We start from the raw sequence: 14,843 nt of genomic DNA on the forward strand, positions 1-14,843 counted from the left end.
CGAAGCGCCCGGCGGACTGACTGCTCCAGTCCGCCGGGCGCTTCGGGTGTCACACAGAGAACTGAGCGATCAGTCCTTGATTTCGCAGATCGCGGCGCCGGAGGTGACGGAGGCGCCGACTTCCGCGCTCAGGCCCTTGATGGTGCCGGAGCGGTGCGCGTTGAGCGGCTGTTCCATCTTCATGGCTTCCAGGACGACGATCAGGTCGCCTTCGTTGACTTCCTGGCCTTCCTCGACGGCGACCTTGACGATGGTGCCCTGCATCGGGGAGGCGAGGGTGTCGCCGGAGGCGACCGGGCCGGACTTCTTGGCGGCGCGGCGCTTGGGCTTGGCACCGGCGGCAAGCCCGGTGCGGGCCAGCGACATGCCCAGCGAGACGGGCAGGGAGACTTCCAGGCGCTTGCCGCCGACCTCGACGACGACGGTCTCGCGGCCCGGCTCCTCCTCGGCCTCGGTGTCGGTGGAGGTCGTGAAGGCGGGGATCTCGTTGACGAACTCGGTCTCGATCCAGCGGGTGTGGACCGTGAACGGCGCGTCCGAGCCGCCCAGTTCGGGGGCGAAGGCGGGGTCGGTGACGACCGCGCGGTGGAAGGGGATGGCGGTGGCCATGCCCTCGACCTGGAACTCCTCCAGGGCGCGGGCGGCGCGCTGGAGGGCCTGCTCGCGGGTGGCGCCGGTGACGATCAGCTTGGCGAGCAGGGAGTCCCAGGCCGGGCCGATCACACTGCCGGACTCCACACCCGCGTCCAAACGGACGCCCGGCCCGGAGGGCGGGGCGAAGGTGGTGACGGTGCCGGGGGCGGGCAGGAAGCCGCGGCCGGGGTCTTCGCCGTTGATGCGGAACTCGAAGGAGTGGCCGCGCAGTTCGGGGTCGCCGTAGCCGAGAGCCTCGCCGTCGGCGATGCGGAACATCTCGCGGACCAGGTCGAGTCCGGCGACTTCCTCGGTGACGGGGTGCTCGACCTGCAGACGGGTGTTGACCTCCAGGAAGGAGATCGTGCCGTCCATGCCGACGAGGAACTCCACGGTGCCCGCGCCGACGTAGCCGGCCTCCTTCAGGATCGCCTTGGAGGACGCGTACAGCTCCTCCACCTGCGCATCCGACAGGAACGGCGCGGGCGCCTCCTCGACCAGCTTCTGGTGGCGGCGCTGCAGCGAGCAGTCACGGGTGGAGACGACCACCACATTGCCGTGGGAGTCGGCCAGGCACTGGGTCTCCACGTGCCGGGGCTTGTCGAGGTAACGCTCGACGAAGCACTCGCCCCGGCCGAACGCGGCAACCGCCTCGCGGACCGCCGACTCATACAGCTCGGGGACCTCTTCCAGGGTGCGGGCGACCTTCAGACCGCGCCCGCCACCGCCGAACGCGGCCTTGATCGCGATGGGCAGGCCGTGCTGCTCGGCGAACGCGACGACTTCCTCCGCGCCGGAGACCGGGTCGGGGGTGCCGGCGACCAGCGGGGCGCCGGCGCGCTGGGCGATGTGCCGGGCGGCGACCTTGTCCCCCAGGTCACGGATGGCCTGCGGGGGCGGGCCGATCCAGATCAGTCCGGCGTCGAGAACGGCCTGGGCGAAGTCGGCGTTCTCGGACAGGAAGCCGTACCCGGGATGGATGGCGTCCGCCCCCGCATCCTTGGCGGCCTGCAGCACCTTGGCGATGTCCAGGTAACTGGTGGCCGGGGTGTCACCGCCCAACGCGAACGCCTCGTCCGCCGCACGGACATGCAGAGCGTCCCGGTCCGGTTCCGCATACACGGCAACGCTCGCGATCCCGGCATCCCGGCACGCCCGGGCCACGCGGACAGCGATTTCGCCACGGTTGGCGATGAGCACCTTGCGCACGATGGCTCCCTCCTTGAAACAAGCCGAGTTTAGGGACTGCCGACACGACCTTTCGACCCGTCCCCAGTGGTGAGCTTGCCCACACGGAGCGTGATGCGAGGCTCGCCGGACCCTCAAAATCCCTTGTCGCACCACGGCACGCAGGAATCCTTCCCTGAACCCTAGCCCTCCGATGTGGTCAAGGTCTCTGTCCCTCCGTGCTGCGCCCCACAACGTTTCTTTGTGGAGTCCCTACGAATGGCCCAATGATTCTTTGCCCTCGGCAGAACACTTGTCCCGCGCTTTACCCGTTAGTAGCGTTCGGGATGTCTCGAACGTACTTGGGGTAACGGCACTCGGAAGTGGGTGGGGACCGGTGGTACGCAGACCGGTGGCGTGGGTGGCGGCGATCGTGCTCTTCGTGGAGGCGCTCGGCATCGGGTTGCTGAACTGGTTCCTCGGCGTGGTCGTCGACCGCCAGGACATGTCCATGGCCGGCCTCGACTCGGACATGATGTCCGTGTCGTCGAAGGCCGGGGGGGTGGTCTTCGGCCTCTACTTCGCGGCGTGCGGCCTGGTTGCCCTGCTGGTCGCCCTGCGCGACCGCGCCCCGGGTCTCTTCGGCCGCGTCCTGCTCATCAGCGCCGCCGTGGTGCACGGCCTGCTCGGCGCGTTCACGGTGGGCCTGGTGGGCTGGGGCGCGTTCGCCTTCATGATGGTGGTGCTCGGGCTGATCGTGTTCACGCTGATGGCGTACGACCGCCGGGAGGCCGCCGGTCCCGCCGACGCCGCGCCCGGGGACGGCGAGGACCCCGAGGGCGGCAAGAACGGCGACACCGGAGGCGGAGCCCCGATCGCCGCTCCGCCGGCCCCGTCGGCGTCCTGATCGCCTCTCCTGATCACTTCTCCGGCGGCGTCCACAAGTCCGTGATGCCGACGCCCAGTTCGGCCAGCAGACGGCGCACCAGCGGCAGCGAGATCCCGATGACGTTGCCGTGGTCGCCGTCGATGCCCTCGATGAACGGGGCCGAGCGGCCGTCGAGGGTGAACGCGCCCGCCACGTAGAGGGGTTCGCCCGAGGCGACGTACGCGGCGATCTCGGCGTCGGTCGGGTCGCCGAAGCGGACCACTGTGGAGGCGACCGCGGCGACATAGCGCTTGGCCGCCGTGTCGTAGACGCAGTGGCCCGTCTGCAGCGTGCCCGCCCGGCCGCGCATCGACTTCCAGCGGGCGGTGGCCTCCTCCGCGTCGGCGGGCTTGCCGAGTGCCTCCCCGTCCAGGTCGAGGACCGAGTCGCAGCCGATCACCAGTGCGCCCTGGACCTCGGGCTTCGCCGCCACGACGGAGGCCTTCGCCTCGGCCAGCGCGAGCGCCAGTTCGGCGGGGGTGGGCGCGGTCACGGCGTCCTCGTCGACCCCGCTCACGATCACCTCGGGGGCGAGTCCGGCCTGCCGCAGCAGGTTGAGCCGGGCGGGGGACTGCGAGGCGAGCACGAGACGGCGGCGCGGCTGATCGGTCATGCGGTCAGGGTATCGGCGCCGATCGGCCCCCGTCGTACCGCCGGTTCACCCGACACGTGCCACCGGCTCACATGACGCCGAGCACGATCATCGCGAGCACCATGGCCAGCGCCATGAGAACGCCCAGGCGCCGCAACATGTCCTGCATGTCGCGGAGTTCCTTGGGGGGCTCGTTCTCCGGGTCGGACCACAGCATGTCTTCGATCGTGCGGCGGCGAGGGGGTCGCGCGCCTGAGTACGCGTACTCAACTTGCGTACGTCCCGTGTAAATGGGTCTGAGGTTTCTTTAGTGCCCGTGCGCCTGCTACGGTCATGAGGTCAGCTAAAGGAACCCTGGTCCCTTTTAGGGAGGGAACTGCCGTGTTCACCACCGCCTGGACCGCATCGCCCCAGCTCCCCAGCGAAGGCTTCACCCCCAACTGGTCGCGCGAGGGCTTCTGGCGCCAGTCGCTGCGCCAGGTCGTCCGCCTCACCGCGGGCGGCGACCGGCTCCGTGTCCGGCTCTCCCACACGTACGGCACCTCGCCGCTGCGGATCGCGGGCGCCACCGTGGCCCGTACGAGAGAAGGCGCTGCCGTCGAGGCGGACTCGGTGCGGCGGCTCACCTTCGAGGGGGCCGCCCATGCCGAGATCCCGGCGCGCGGGCTCGTCGTCAGTGACCCGGTCGAACTCGCCCTGGAATCCCTGGAGTCGGTGACCGTCACCCTCCACTTCGACACCGCCACCGGGCCCGCGACCTTCCACGCGCAGGCCTTCGCGACCAGCTACCGGGGGGAGGGGAACCGCCTCGACGACATCGACGGGCGGGGCTTCGGTGAGACCACCGAGTCCTGGTACGTCCTCTCGGCCGTCGAGGTCGACACGGGCGGCCGTACGGACGCCGTGGCGCTCTTCGGGGACTCTCTCACCGACGGCTTCGGCTCGACCCCGGGCGCGAACCGCCGCTGGTCCGACGCGCTCGCCGAACGCACCGGGCGGCCCGTGCTCAATACGGGCATCGGCGGGAATCTGCTGCTCAACGACTCGGCCTGGTACGGCGAGAAGGGCGTCCACCGCCTAGGGCGCGACGTCCTCGACCACCCCGGCGTGGACACGCTCGTGGTGCTCCAGGGCCTCAACGACATCGGCTTCAGCGAGACGGACGAACAGCCGACGTACAAGCCCGCGCCGGTGCTGGAGGCCGATGAACTCATCGACGGCTACCGGGAGTTGATACGGCAGGCGCGCGCGAGGGGGCTACGCGTGATCGGGTCCACCCTGCTGCCCTTCGGCGGCTCCGACCACGGGGGCGAGCACGCGGCGAAGGTGAGCCACGAGGTGAACGAGTGGATCCGCGGCTCGGGGGAGTGGGACGCCGTGGTGGACCTCAACCGCGTGCTGGCCGATCCGGGAGACCCGGACCGGCTGCACCCGGCGTACGACTTCGGCGATCACCTGCACCCGAACGACTCGGGGTACGCGGTGATGGCCGAAGTCCTGGCGGAACTGCTCTAGCGCGACTGCTTCAGCGCAACCGCTTCAGCGCAACCGTTTCAGCGGAACTGCTCTAGCCGGGCCAGTACGTGCGGCTCCAGGCCTTCGGGCCCGGGGCCGGTACGCGGCTCATGGCCACCCTGGCCGGGTCCGCCCAGGCGTCCGGCTCGTGCGGCGCGCCGGACGGGGTGGAGACCGCCGTCGCGGCGCGCGCCCTGACCACCGCCAGTGCGGCGGCCAGCTCCTCCGGGGTCGGATTGCCCCGTACGACCTTGATCGTCATGTCTGCTCCCAGGATCCGGGTCTACAGGGGTCTACAGCGGGATGTTGCCGTGCTTCTTCGGAGGCAGTGATTCCCGCTTCGTACGCAGCTGACGCAGACCCCGGACGACGTGGGAGCGAGTCTGGGACGGCATGATCACGCCGTCGATGTAGCCGCGCTCGGCCGCCGTGTACGGGTTCAGCAGCGTGTCCTCGTACTCCTGGATCAGCCGGGCCCGGGTCGCCTCCTGGTCCTCCGCAGGAGTCGCCGCGATGGTGCGGCGGTGCAGGATGTTCACCGCGCCCTGTGCGCCCATCACCGCGATCTGGGCCGTCGGCCAGGCCAGGTTGAGGTCGGCGCCGAGGTGCTTGGAGCCCATGACGTCGTACGCGCCGCCGAACGCCTTGCGGGTGATGACGGTGATGAGGGGGACGGTGGCCTCGGCGTACGCGTAGATCAGCTTGGCGCCGCGGCGGATGATGCCGGTGTGCTCCTGGTCGACGCCCGGGAGGAAGCCGGGCACGTCCACGAAGGTGATGACGGGAACGTTGAAGGCGTCGCAGGTCCGCACGAAGCGGGCCGCCTTCTCGGAGGCGTCGATGTCGAGGCAACCGGCGAACTGCATCGGCTGGTTGGCGACGATGCCGACGGGGTGACCCTCGACCCGTCCGAAGCCGGTGAGGATGTTCGGCGCGAACAGCGCCTGCGTCTCGAAGAACTCGGCGTCGTCCAGGATGTGTTCGATCACCGTGTGCATGTCGTACGGCTGGTTCGCGCTGTCCGGCACGATCGTGTCCAGCTCGCGGTCCTCGTCGGTGAGGGTGAGGTCCGCCTCCTCCGGGAACACCGGGGGCTCGCTGAGGTTGTTGGACGGCAGGTACGACAGCAACTGCTTGACGTACTCGATGGCGTCCTTCTCGTCCCCGGCCATGTGATGCGCCACGCCGGAGACGGAGTTGTGGGTCCTGGCCCCGCCCAGCTCCTCGAAGCCGACGTCCTCGCCGGTGACCGTCTTGATGACGTCCGGGCCGGTAATGAACATGTGCGAGGTCTGGTCGACCATGACCGTGAAGTCGGTGATCGCGGGGGAGTACACGGCGCCGCCCGCGCAGGGCCCGACGACGAGCGAGATCTGCGGAATCACGCCGGACGCATGGGTGTTCCGGCGGAAGATCTCCCCGTACATCCCGAGGGCGCTGACGCCCTCCTGGATACGGGCGCCACCGGAGTCGTTGATACCGATGACCGGACAGCCGGTCTTCAGCGCGAAGTCCATCACCTTCATGATCTTCTGGCCGAAGACCTCGCCGAGGGCGCCGCCGAAGACGGTGAAATCCTGCGAGAACACGGCGACGGGGCGGCCGTCGACCGTGCCGTAGCCGGTGACGACACCGTCGCCGTACGGGCGGTTGTTCTCCAGCCCGAAGTCGGTCGACCGGTGCTGTGCGAACTCGTCGAACTCGACGAAGGACCCTTCGTCCATCAGCAGCTCGATGCGCTCACGGGCCGTCAACTTGCCCTTGGCGTGCTGCTTTTCGACGGCGCGCTCCGAGCCGGCGTGCGTCGCTTCTTGGATGCGGCGCTGCAAGTCCGCGAGCTTGCCCGCGGTGGTGTGGATGTCGGGGTGTTGCAGCTGTTCCGGCTCGGACATCGGGATGCGGCTCCCTGCCTGATCTAAGGGGACGTGAGGGTGAGGTGCTCAGAAGGGGGGGGCTTGCTGGGGGCTTGCTACTCATCCGTAGCGTAGTGGCGTGCCTACTGTTCGGCAGTGCGGCGTTTACCACACCTAGGGTGGGTTGCATGACGCCGCGAGATGCTTCAGACGCGAACGACAATCGCTGGTCCGACCTGGACCGTCCGCCGCTGAACGCGGCCTCCTTGCGCAGGGCGCTGGTCCGCGAGGACGGGCTCTGGCGCGATGTCGACGTGGTGCAGCGCACCGGGTCCACCAACTCCGACCTGGTCGCCCTGGCCACGGAGCAGAACGCCGACGAAGGCGTCGTCTTCGTCGCCGAGGAACAGAACGCCGGGCGCGGCCGGCTGGACCGCCAGTGGACGGCGCCCGCCCGCTCCGGCCTCTTCTTCTCCGTCCTGCTCAAGCCGACCCAGGTCCCCGTCGAGCGCTGGGGCTGGCTGCCGCTCCTCACCGGCGTGGCCGTCGCGACGGGGCTCTCGCGCGCCGCCGGCGTCGACACGGCACTCAAGTGGCCCAATGACCTGCTGGTGACCGTGGGCGGGGAGGAACGGAAGGCCGGCGGCATCCTCGCGGAGCGGGCGGGCACCGACGCGGTGGTGGTCGGCATCGGCATCAACGTCACGCTCCGCGAGGACGAGCTCCCTGTGCCCGGGGCGGGGTCGCTGGCGCTCGCGGGGGCGGCGACCACTGACCGTGACACCGTGCTGCGTGCCGTGCTCCGCTCCCTGGAGCAGTGGTACGAGCGCTGGCGCGCCGCCGGGGGCGATCCCGTCGCATCCGGCCTCCAGGACACCTACGCCGCCGGGTGCGCGACGCTCGGCCGCGCTGTCCGGGCCGAGCTGCCCGGCGGGGGGTCCATCACGGGGGAGGCGGTGGCCGTGGACGGTTCCGGGCGCCTGGTCATCGCCACGGAGGAGGGCGTACAGCAGCCGGTGGGCGCGGGCGACGTGATCCACCTCCGCCCGGCGTAACCCCCATCCCGTTCCTGGGGCTCCGCCCCAGACCCGGTTCTGTTGTGTTCTGGCTGCGGGTGGGTGGGGGCTGGTCGCGCAGTTCCCCGCGCCCCTAAAAGCACCCGGGGCGGGCCGGGGGCGAAGGGGCGCAGCCCCGAGCCTTCAGGGGCGCGGGGAACTGCGCGACCAGCCCCCACCGTCCCGCAGACGACTCTCTTCAGGGGCGCGGGGAACTGCGCGACCAGCCCCCACCGTCCCGCAGACGACTCTCTTCAGGGGCGCGGGGAACTGCGCGACCAGCCCCCACCGTCCCGCAGACGACTCTCTTCAGGGGCGCGGGGAACTGCGCAATCTTTTGGGGGGCTGGGGGCGCAGCCCCCAGGAACGGGATGGGACGGGTAGGGGCGGCGGGGGCGAAAGAACCTGGTTGCCTCGGGTGCAGGCGTCAGGAGTGAGCCAGCGCACACCTGCCGTAGAGTTGACCGCGGTCGATACCTGACCGCGGCAGATCGGAAGGGCAGCAGGCGTGACCGTCGACGACACCGGCTCCGACACGGGTTCCCACCCCGCCCCCGACGGCGAGTCGCCCCGTACCGCCGGGTCGGTCACGGACGAGACCCCCACCCGACCGGACGTACGGTCCGACCCCGGCCCGGACAGCCGTTACGAACGCCGCCCCGACCCCCGGCACGACACGAACGCCCGTCTGGACGCACACCCCGACCCGGACTCCGAAGAAGACCCCCTGGCACTCCGCCTGGAAGGGCTCATCCTCGGCGCCGAACGCCGCTACACCCCGTTCCAGGCCGCCCGCAGCGCAGGCGTCTCCATGGAACTGGCCTCCCGCTTCTGGCGCGCCATGGGCTTCGCCGACATCGGCCAGGCCAAGGCGCTGACGGAAGCGGACGTCCTCGCCCTGCGCCGCCTCGCCGGTCTCGTCGAGGCGGGCCTGCTGAGCGAGGCCATGGCCGTGCAGGTGGCGCGTTCCACCGGCCAGACCACCGCCCGCCTGGCCGAGTGGCAGATCGATTCGTTCCTGGAGGGGCTGACCGAGCCCCCGGAACCGGGAATGACGCGCACCGAGGTGACGTACCCCCTGATCGAGCTGCTCCTGCCCGAGCTGGAGGAGTTCCTCGTCTACGTCTGGCGGCGCCAGCTCGCCGCCGCGACCGGACGCGTCGTACAGGCGGCGGACGACGCCGAAATGGTCGACCGCCGTCTCGCCGTCGGCTTCGCGGACCTGGTCGGGTTCACGCGGCTGACCCGCCGCATGGAGGAAGAGGAGCTCGGCGAACTCGTAGAGGCCTTCGAGACCACGGCGGCGGACCTGGTGGCCGCGCACGGGGGCCGCCTCATCAAGACCCTGGGCGACGAGGTCCTGTACTCGGCGGACGACGCCGGTATCGCCGCCGAGATCGCGCTGCGTCTCATCGAGACCATGGCGAACGACGAGACGATGCCGGAGCTGCGCGTCGGCATCGCCTTCGGCACGGTGACCACTCGAATGGGTGATGTGTTCGGTACGACCGTGAACCTGGCGAGCCGCCTCACCTCGATAGCGCCACGCGACGCGGTCCTGGTGGACGGCGCCTTCGCGGAGGAGCTGATCCGCACCGGTGACGCCCCCGCCTCCGAGGCGGAGGCCGCCGAAGCCGCGGCCGCCGCGGAGAAGGAGGGCGAGGAACCGCCCTCCTACCGCTTCGCCCTCCAGCCGATGTGGCAGCGCCCGGTCCGCGGCCTCGGCGTGATCGAACCCTGGCTGCTCGCCCGCAGGGACGCCGAGGCCTAGGTCTTCCTGCCGTCTGCCCAGGTTTTCCAGCCGTCCATCCGTCCAGCCCTCTAGCGGAAGCCCAGCGGCGCCGTCAGGTCGTTCACGCAGATCCCGACGATCGGTACGCACACGCCCGGCGCGCCAGGTCCCGGGGCCGGGGCGTGGGTGGTCGCGCCGGGGGCGGGCTGCGTCGCGGCGGGAGTGGTCGCGGCCGGGGGCGGTGGCGTGGCCATGGGAGCGGTGGGAATGCCCGTCGCGTCCGGTGCGGGGGCCGCGGGGGCGCTCCCGCGAGCCGACGGGATCGACGCGGGCCCCGTGGTCGTCGGAGACGACGTCGGTGCGAGGCTCACGCCCGGCGTCGGCGTCGAGCCGGCCCCGCCCATGACCGCCGTCGCCGTGGCGGCCACCGGATGTGCGGCGGAGGGCAGGGCCTCGACGGTGGTGACGGCGTCGCCGGCCGCGTCCGTGACGGTCGCCCCGGTCGGCTCGGCCTCCGCGCTCCCCCCACCCCCGATCATCGACTCCGGCGTCATCCGTACGAGGCTCAACACCCCGGCGGCGAGCGCGAGTCCACCCACGGCGAACAGCACCCGCCGCGGCCGGGGCCTGCGATGCCGCCCCCTGACCGGGCGCTGCCAGAGGGGAGCGGGGGCCGGACCGCTTGCGGGAGTGCGCTCGGCGGATGTGGCGGATGTGGCGGATTCGGTGGACGTGGCGGGCGTAGGCGCAGGCCTGCTCGGTGTGCGGCGCCTCGCCGCTCCGTCGTAGGCGGCTGCCCCGCTCGTGGACGGCGACGCCTCCGTCGCCGGGCCGGCCCATGCGCCCCCGCCGGTCGGAGCGGCGAGTCCCTCGCTGCCGCTGCCGGTCGGTCCGGCGAGTCGGTCGTTGCCGGTCGTCATGAGATCCGCCCATGTGCCGTCCACCGCCTTGGGCTCCGCCGACGCCTCCCTTGGGGGTGTGCGTCGCGGCTCCGGCCGGGTCTTCGTGGCCTGCGTCGTCTGTCGGTTCGTCATGGTCGTCCCTCCCCAATGTGCCCGCGCCCCCCGAACGCGTTGTGGCGGTGCGCAGGTTATGTGCGGTTTGGGGGTGGCGGAGCGGAGTTGGGCGGGATGTCACCCGAACGGGGAGGTGCGGGGCGAGGGGACGGGTTTCGTCGGGCGGCGTCGGCTGCGATGATCGGAGGCGTCGGAAGTTAACCCGCGTTAACCAGTCATCGGGAGGGTGTCATGGCGGAGCAAGGGGACGAGCGGCGGTTCGGGGAGTTCGTCGCCGTACGGCGGCACGAGTACGTCGCGGAGCTCGCCCTCGACCGGCCCAAGGCCATGAACGCGGTGTCCACGGACATGGCCCGGTCGATCGCCGCCGCCTGCGAGGCGCTCGCCGCCGACCGTGACGTACGGGTGGTCGTGCTGACCTCCACCCACGAGCGTGCCTTCTGCGTCGGCGCCGACCTGAAGGAGCGCAACTCCTTCACCGACGCCGACCTGGTGCGGCAGCGGCCGGTGGCGCGGGCCGCGTACACCGGTGTCCTGGAGCTGCCGATGCCGACCGTCGCCGCCGTGCACGGCTTCGCGCTGGGCGGCGGGTTCGAGCTGGCGCTGTCGTGCGACCTGATCGTGGCCGACCGTACGGCGGTCGTCGGGCTGCCCGAGGTGTCCGTCGGGGTGATCCCCGGTGGGGGCGGTACGCAGCTGCTGCCCCGCCGGGTCGGTGCCGCGCGTGCGGCCGAGCTCATCTTCTCGGCGCGGCGTCTGGAGGCCGCCGAGGCGCGGGAGTTGGGCCTTGTGGACGAGCTGGTGGCGGAGGGCGAGGACCGGGCTGAAGCCCTCGCGCTCGGTGCCCGCATCGCCGCGAACTCGCCCGTCGGGTTGCGGGCGGCCAAGCGTGCGCTGCGGCTTGGGCAGGGGCTCGATCTGCGTGCGGGGCTTGAGGTCGAGGATGCCGCCTGGCGTTCCGTGGCCTTCTCGGGGGACCGGGCGGAGGGTGTGGCGGCGTTCAACGAGAAGCGTGTGCCGCGGTGGCCGGGGGAGTAGGCGTTTCTCGCCCCCGCCGCCCCTACCCGTCCCATCCCTGGGGGCTGCGCCCCCAGACCCCCCTGAAAGATTGCGCCGTTCCCCGCGCCCCTCAACAGTCGGCTGCGGGCCGGTGGGGGTTGCTCGCGCAGTTCCCCGCGCCCCTAAAAACCCGGGGCGGGCGGGGGATCGCGGGGCGCAGCCCCGCGCCGTTAGGGGCGCGGGGAACTGCGCGGCCAGCCCCCACTCACCCGCAGTCGACACGCAACCTCACCCGAACCACCGCCTCGGACCCCTGTTCGCCGCATCAATGTCCCGAAATGCCACAGTTTTACCTAGCCTGGAGTGATGGGTGAGGACAGGCGGCTGAGGGCTGTGGTGGAGCTGTCGCAGGGGATGGCGGCGGCGCACACCCCGCGCGAGTCGTGGCGGGCCGCCGCGCTCGGCGCGTGCCATGCGCTGGCCGGAAGCTTCGCCGCGCTCTCCGTGTGGGAGCGCGAACTGGGCCGGCTGCGGGTGCTCGCCAATGTCGGCGAGCGGGCCCCGGACGAGGACGAGTTCCCCGACGGGGAGGCCTACCCGGTGCACCAGTTCCCGGAGATCACCGAGTTTCTGCACGAGCGGTGGGCGGGCGGCGGTGAGCCCAACGCTTGGGTGGAGACGGCGGACGGCCCGGCGGGAGGCGGCGCCGGGTACTGCCATCAGCGTGTCGCCGCGCTGCGCCGCCGCGGGCGCGGCTGCTGTGTCGTCGCGCCGATCGTGCTGCACGGTCGTGCGTGGGGCGAGCTGTATGTGGCCCGGCCGGCAGGCGTTCCCGTCTTCGACCGGGGCGACGCCGACTTCGCGACCGTTCTCGCCTCCGTGGTCGCGGCCGGGATCGCCCAGACCGAGCGGCTGGAGGAGGCGCGGCGGCTGGCGTTCACCGACGCGCTCACCGGGCTCGCCAACCGGCGTGCCGTGGACGTGCGCCTCGACGAGGCCGTCGAGCGGCACAAGGAGGACGCGGTCGTCGTCAGTCTCGTCGTCTGCGACCTCAACGGGCTCAAGCGCGTCAACGACACCCAAGGGCACGCGGTGGGTGATCGGCTGCTCGAACGGTTCGGGTCGGTGCTGTCCCTGTGCGGGGCCATGCTCCCGGGCACCCTCGCCGCACGCCTCGGCGGCGACGAGTTCTGTCTGCTGGCGGTGGGCCCGGCGGCGGACGAGGTCGTCCGTATCGCCGATGAACTCTGCCGCCGTGCCGCCGAGTTGGAGCTGGGGGAAGGCGTGGCGTGCGGGGTCGCCTCGACCGAGGATCCGATCGGGCCCGTGCGGTCCGCCCGCCGGCTGTTCCGGCTGGCCGACGCCGCGCAGTACCGGGCCAAGGCCGTGCGCGCGGCGAAGCCCGTGGTCGCCGGGCGCGAGGGCCCCGACGACCCGGTCGTACGCCTCGCGGACGCGCCGTCGCCCACGGAAGGGGAGCGCCGCCGCTTCCGGGGACGGCATGAGCGCCGCCCGTGAGGGACGTCGGACGCGGAGGGGGCGCCCTGTGTGACGTACGTCGAAGTAAGGGGTAAACCGGCCACCCGCTAGTGACATCATCGAATTCACTGCGTACGCTCCTGAATATGGATATGCACACTGTGGTGGTGGGGACGTCCGGGGTGACCGCGTCCGACGTTCTCGCCGTGGCGCGCGACGGCGCCCGGATCGAACTCTCCGACGAGGCGGTGGCGGCCCTCGCCGCGGCCCGCGAGATCGTGGACGCGCTGGCGGCCAAGCCGGAGCCCGTCTACGGCGTCTCCACCGGTTTCGGCGCGCTCGCGAGCCGGCACATCAGCCCGGAGCTGCGCGCCCAGCTGCAGCGCAACATCGTCCGCTCGCACGCCGCCGGGATGGGCCCGCGCGTCGAGCGCGAGGTTGTCCGCGCGCTGATGTTCCTGCGGCTCAAGACCGTCTGCTCGGGGCACACGGGCGTGCGGCCCGAGGTCGCGCAGACCATGGCGGACATCCTCAACGCCGGGATCACCCCGGTCGTCCACGAGTACGGCTCCCTCGGCTGCTCCGGCGACCTGGCGCCGCTGTCCCACTGTGCGCTCACGCTCATGGGCGAGGGCGATGCCGAGGGTCCGGACGGTGTCGTACGGCCCGCGGGCGAGCTGCTCGCCGAGGCCGGCATCGCGCCCGTCGAGCTCCGCGAGAAGGAGGGCCTCGCCCTTCTCAACGGCACCGACGGCATGCTCGGCATGCTGGTCATGGCCCTCGCCGACCTGGAGATGCTCTACAAGTCCGCCGATGTGACGGCCGCGCTCTCCCTCGAAGCCCTCCTCGGGACGGACAAGGTCCTCGCCCCCGAGCTGCACGCCATCCGCCCGCACCCCGGGCAGGGAGCGGCGGCCGCCAACATGCTGGCCGTGCTGAAGGGTTCGGAGCTCACCGGGCACCACCAGGACGGCGCCCCGCGCGTCCAGGACGCCTACTCCGTGCGCTGCGCCCCGCAGGTCGCCGGCGCCGGCCGCGACACCCTCGCCCACGCGCGCACGGTCGCCGAGCGCGAACTCGCCTCCGCCGTCGACAACCCGGTCGTCCTCCCCGACGGCCGCGTCGAGTCCAACGGCAACTTCCACGGCGCCCCGGTCGCGTACGTCCTCGACTTCCTCGCCATCGCCGCCGCCGACCTCGGCTCCATCGCCGAGCGCCGCACCGACCGGCTGCTCGACAAGAACCGCTCGCACGGCCTGCCGCCGTTCCTCGCGGACGACGCCGGCGTCGACTCGGGCCTGATGATCGCCCAGTACACGCAGGCCGCGCTGGTCAGCGAGATGAAGCGGCTCGCCGTACCGGCGTCCGCGGACTCCATCCCCTCCTCCGCGATGCAGGAGGACCACGTGTCGATGGGGTGGTCGGCCGCGCGCAAGCTGCGTACCGCCGTGGACAACCTCACCCGGATCGTCGCCATCGAGCTGTACGCCGCCACCCGCGCGATCGAGCTGCGCGAGGGCCTGACCCCCGCCCCGGCGTCGCAGGCGGTCATCGACGCCGTCCGCGCGGCCGGCGTCCAAGGCCCCGGCCCGGACCGCTTCCTCTCCCCGGACCTGGAGGCGGCGGACGCCTTCGTGCGCGGCGGCCACGTGGTCGCGGCGGTGGAGCCGGTGACCGGACCGCTGGCCTGACCGGAGCACTTCCGGGCCGCCGCTGTCACAGCGGCGGCCCGGAGTGTGCTACTGTCTCATTGATACGTTTTTGGTACCCATTTACTTTGTGCGCCTGATCGGAATCCTCCGCAGGCGCGTTTTGTTTTACCGGCATCTCCGGCTTTCCCGGTGCATCTCCGGATGGGACCCTCACCTATTCAG

Annotated in this window: 13 protein-coding genes; 7 read left to right on the forward strand and 6 right to left on the reverse strand. The window is 71.5% G+C overall.

The features are described from left to right. Positions 1 to 69: 69 nt before the first annotated feature. Complete coding sequence (locus tag OG975_RS30120; protein ID WP_406332510.1) at positions 70 to 1,842, reverse strand: acetyl/propionyl/methylcrotonyl-CoA carboxylase subunit alpha; 1,773 nt, start codon at positions 1,840 to 1,842, stop codon at positions 70 to 72. Positions 1,843 to 2,197: 355 nt separating this feature from the next. On the opposite strand from OG975_RS30120, the gene OG975_RS30125 reads away from it, so the two are divergent. After that, positions 2,198 to 2,707, forward strand: coding sequence for a hypothetical protein (locus tag OG975_RS30125; protein WP_406332511.1), 510 nt, complete (start codon positions 2,198 to 2,200; stop codon positions 2,705 to 2,707). A 13-nt stretch (positions 2,708 to 2,720) separates the two neighbouring features. On the opposite strand, the gene OG975_RS30130 is transcribed toward OG975_RS30125, so the two are convergent. Together OG975_RS30130 and mmpB are read right to left on the reverse strand one after the other, a co-directional pair. After that, positions 2,721 to 3,341: a nucleoside triphosphate pyrophosphatase gene (locus tag OG975_RS30130; RefSeq protein ID WP_330306920.1), complete on the reverse strand. Its 621-nt coding sequence runs from the start codon at positions 3,339 to 3,341 to the stop codon at positions 2,721 to 2,723. 67 nt (positions 3,342 to 3,408) lie between these two features. Further along, a complete protein-coding gene (mmpB, locus tag OG975_RS30135; RefSeq protein ID WP_148010176.1) occupies positions 3,409 to 3,537 on the reverse strand; it encodes a morphogenic membrane protein MmpB in 129 nt (42 codons plus the stop codon). Between the two features lie 164 nt (positions 3,538 to 3,701). On the opposite strand from mmpB, the gene OG975_RS30140 reads away from it, so the two are divergent. Beyond that, entirely contained in the window at positions 3,702 to 4,835 is a 1,134-nt protein-coding gene (locus OG975_RS30140; protein ID WP_406332512.1) for an SGNH/GDSL hydrolase family protein, read from the forward strand. 52 nt (positions 4,836 to 4,887) lie between these two features. Here OG975_RS30140 and OG975_RS30145 read toward each other — a convergent pair whose 3' ends face one another. Continuing rightward, the gene (locus OG975_RS30145) at positions 4,888 to 5,097 is read right to left on the reverse strand and encodes an acyl-CoA carboxylase epsilon subunit (protein ID WP_327431231.1); all 210 of its coding nucleotides are present in this window, start codon (positions 5,095 to 5,097) and stop codon (positions 4,888 to 4,890) included. Between the two features lie 31 nt (positions 5,098 to 5,128). After that, positions 5,129 to 6,727: an acyl-CoA carboxylase subunit beta gene (locus OG975_RS30150; RefSeq protein ID WP_406332513.1), complete on the reverse strand. Its 1,599-nt coding sequence runs from the start codon at positions 6,725 to 6,727 to the stop codon at positions 5,129 to 5,131. 149 nt (positions 6,728 to 6,876) lie between these two features. On the opposite strand from OG975_RS30150, the gene OG975_RS30155 reads away from it, so the two are divergent. Together OG975_RS30155 and OG975_RS30160 are read left to right on the forward strand one after the other, a co-directional pair. Beyond that, the gene (locus tag OG975_RS30155) at positions 6,877 to 7,743 is read left to right on the forward strand and encodes a biotin--[acetyl-CoA-carboxylase] ligase (protein ID WP_406332514.1); all 867 of its coding nucleotides are present in this window, start codon (positions 6,877 to 6,879) and stop codon (positions 7,741 to 7,743) included. Positions 7,744 to 8,431: 688 nt separating this feature from the next. Next, complete coding sequence (locus tag OG975_RS30160) at positions 8,432 to 9,514, forward strand: adenylate/guanylate cyclase domain-containing protein (protein WP_406336532.1); 1,083 nt, start codon at positions 8,432 to 8,434, stop codon at positions 9,512 to 9,514. A 50-nt stretch (positions 9,515 to 9,564) separates the two neighbouring features. Here OG975_RS30160 and OG975_RS30165 read toward each other — a convergent pair whose 3' ends face one another. After that, positions 9,565 to 10,509 carry a hypothetical protein gene (locus OG975_RS30165; RefSeq protein WP_406332515.1) on the reverse strand — a complete coding sequence of 315 codons (945 nt, stop codon included), beginning with the start codon at positions 10,507 to 10,509 and terminating at the stop codon, positions 9,565 to 9,567. 213 nt (positions 10,510 to 10,722) lie between these two features. On the opposite strand from OG975_RS30165, the gene OG975_RS30170 reads away from it, so the two are divergent. The 3 genes from OG975_RS30170 to hutH all read left to right on the forward strand — a co-directional run bounded on the left by OG975_RS30170 (position 10,723) and on the right by hutH (position 14,660). Further along, positions 10,723 to 11,529, forward strand: a complete 807-nt coding sequence (locus tag OG975_RS30170) for an enoyl-CoA hydratase/isomerase family protein (RefSeq protein WP_406332516.1) — start codon at positions 10,723 to 10,725, stop codon at positions 11,527 to 11,529. A 327-nt stretch (positions 11,530 to 11,856) separates the two neighbouring features. Next, positions 11,857 to 13,008, forward strand: coding sequence for a diguanylate cyclase domain-containing protein (locus OG975_RS30175; RefSeq protein WP_406332517.1), 1,152 nt, complete (start codon positions 11,857 to 11,859; stop codon positions 13,006 to 13,008). 113 nt (positions 13,009 to 13,121) lie between these two features. Continuing rightward, complete coding sequence (gene hutH / locus OG975_RS30180; RefSeq protein ID WP_406336533.1) at positions 13,122 to 14,660, forward strand: histidine ammonia-lyase; 1,539 nt, start codon at positions 13,122 to 13,124, stop codon at positions 14,658 to 14,660. The last annotated feature ends 183 nt before the right edge of the window (positions 14,661 to 14,843 follow it).

Origin of the sequence: Streptomyces sp. NBC_00203, assembly GCF_045206325.1 — a bacterium.
GTDB classification, from domain to species: Bacteria; Actinomycetota; Actinomycetes; order Streptomycetales; family Streptomycetaceae; genus Streptomyces; species Streptomyces lutosisoli.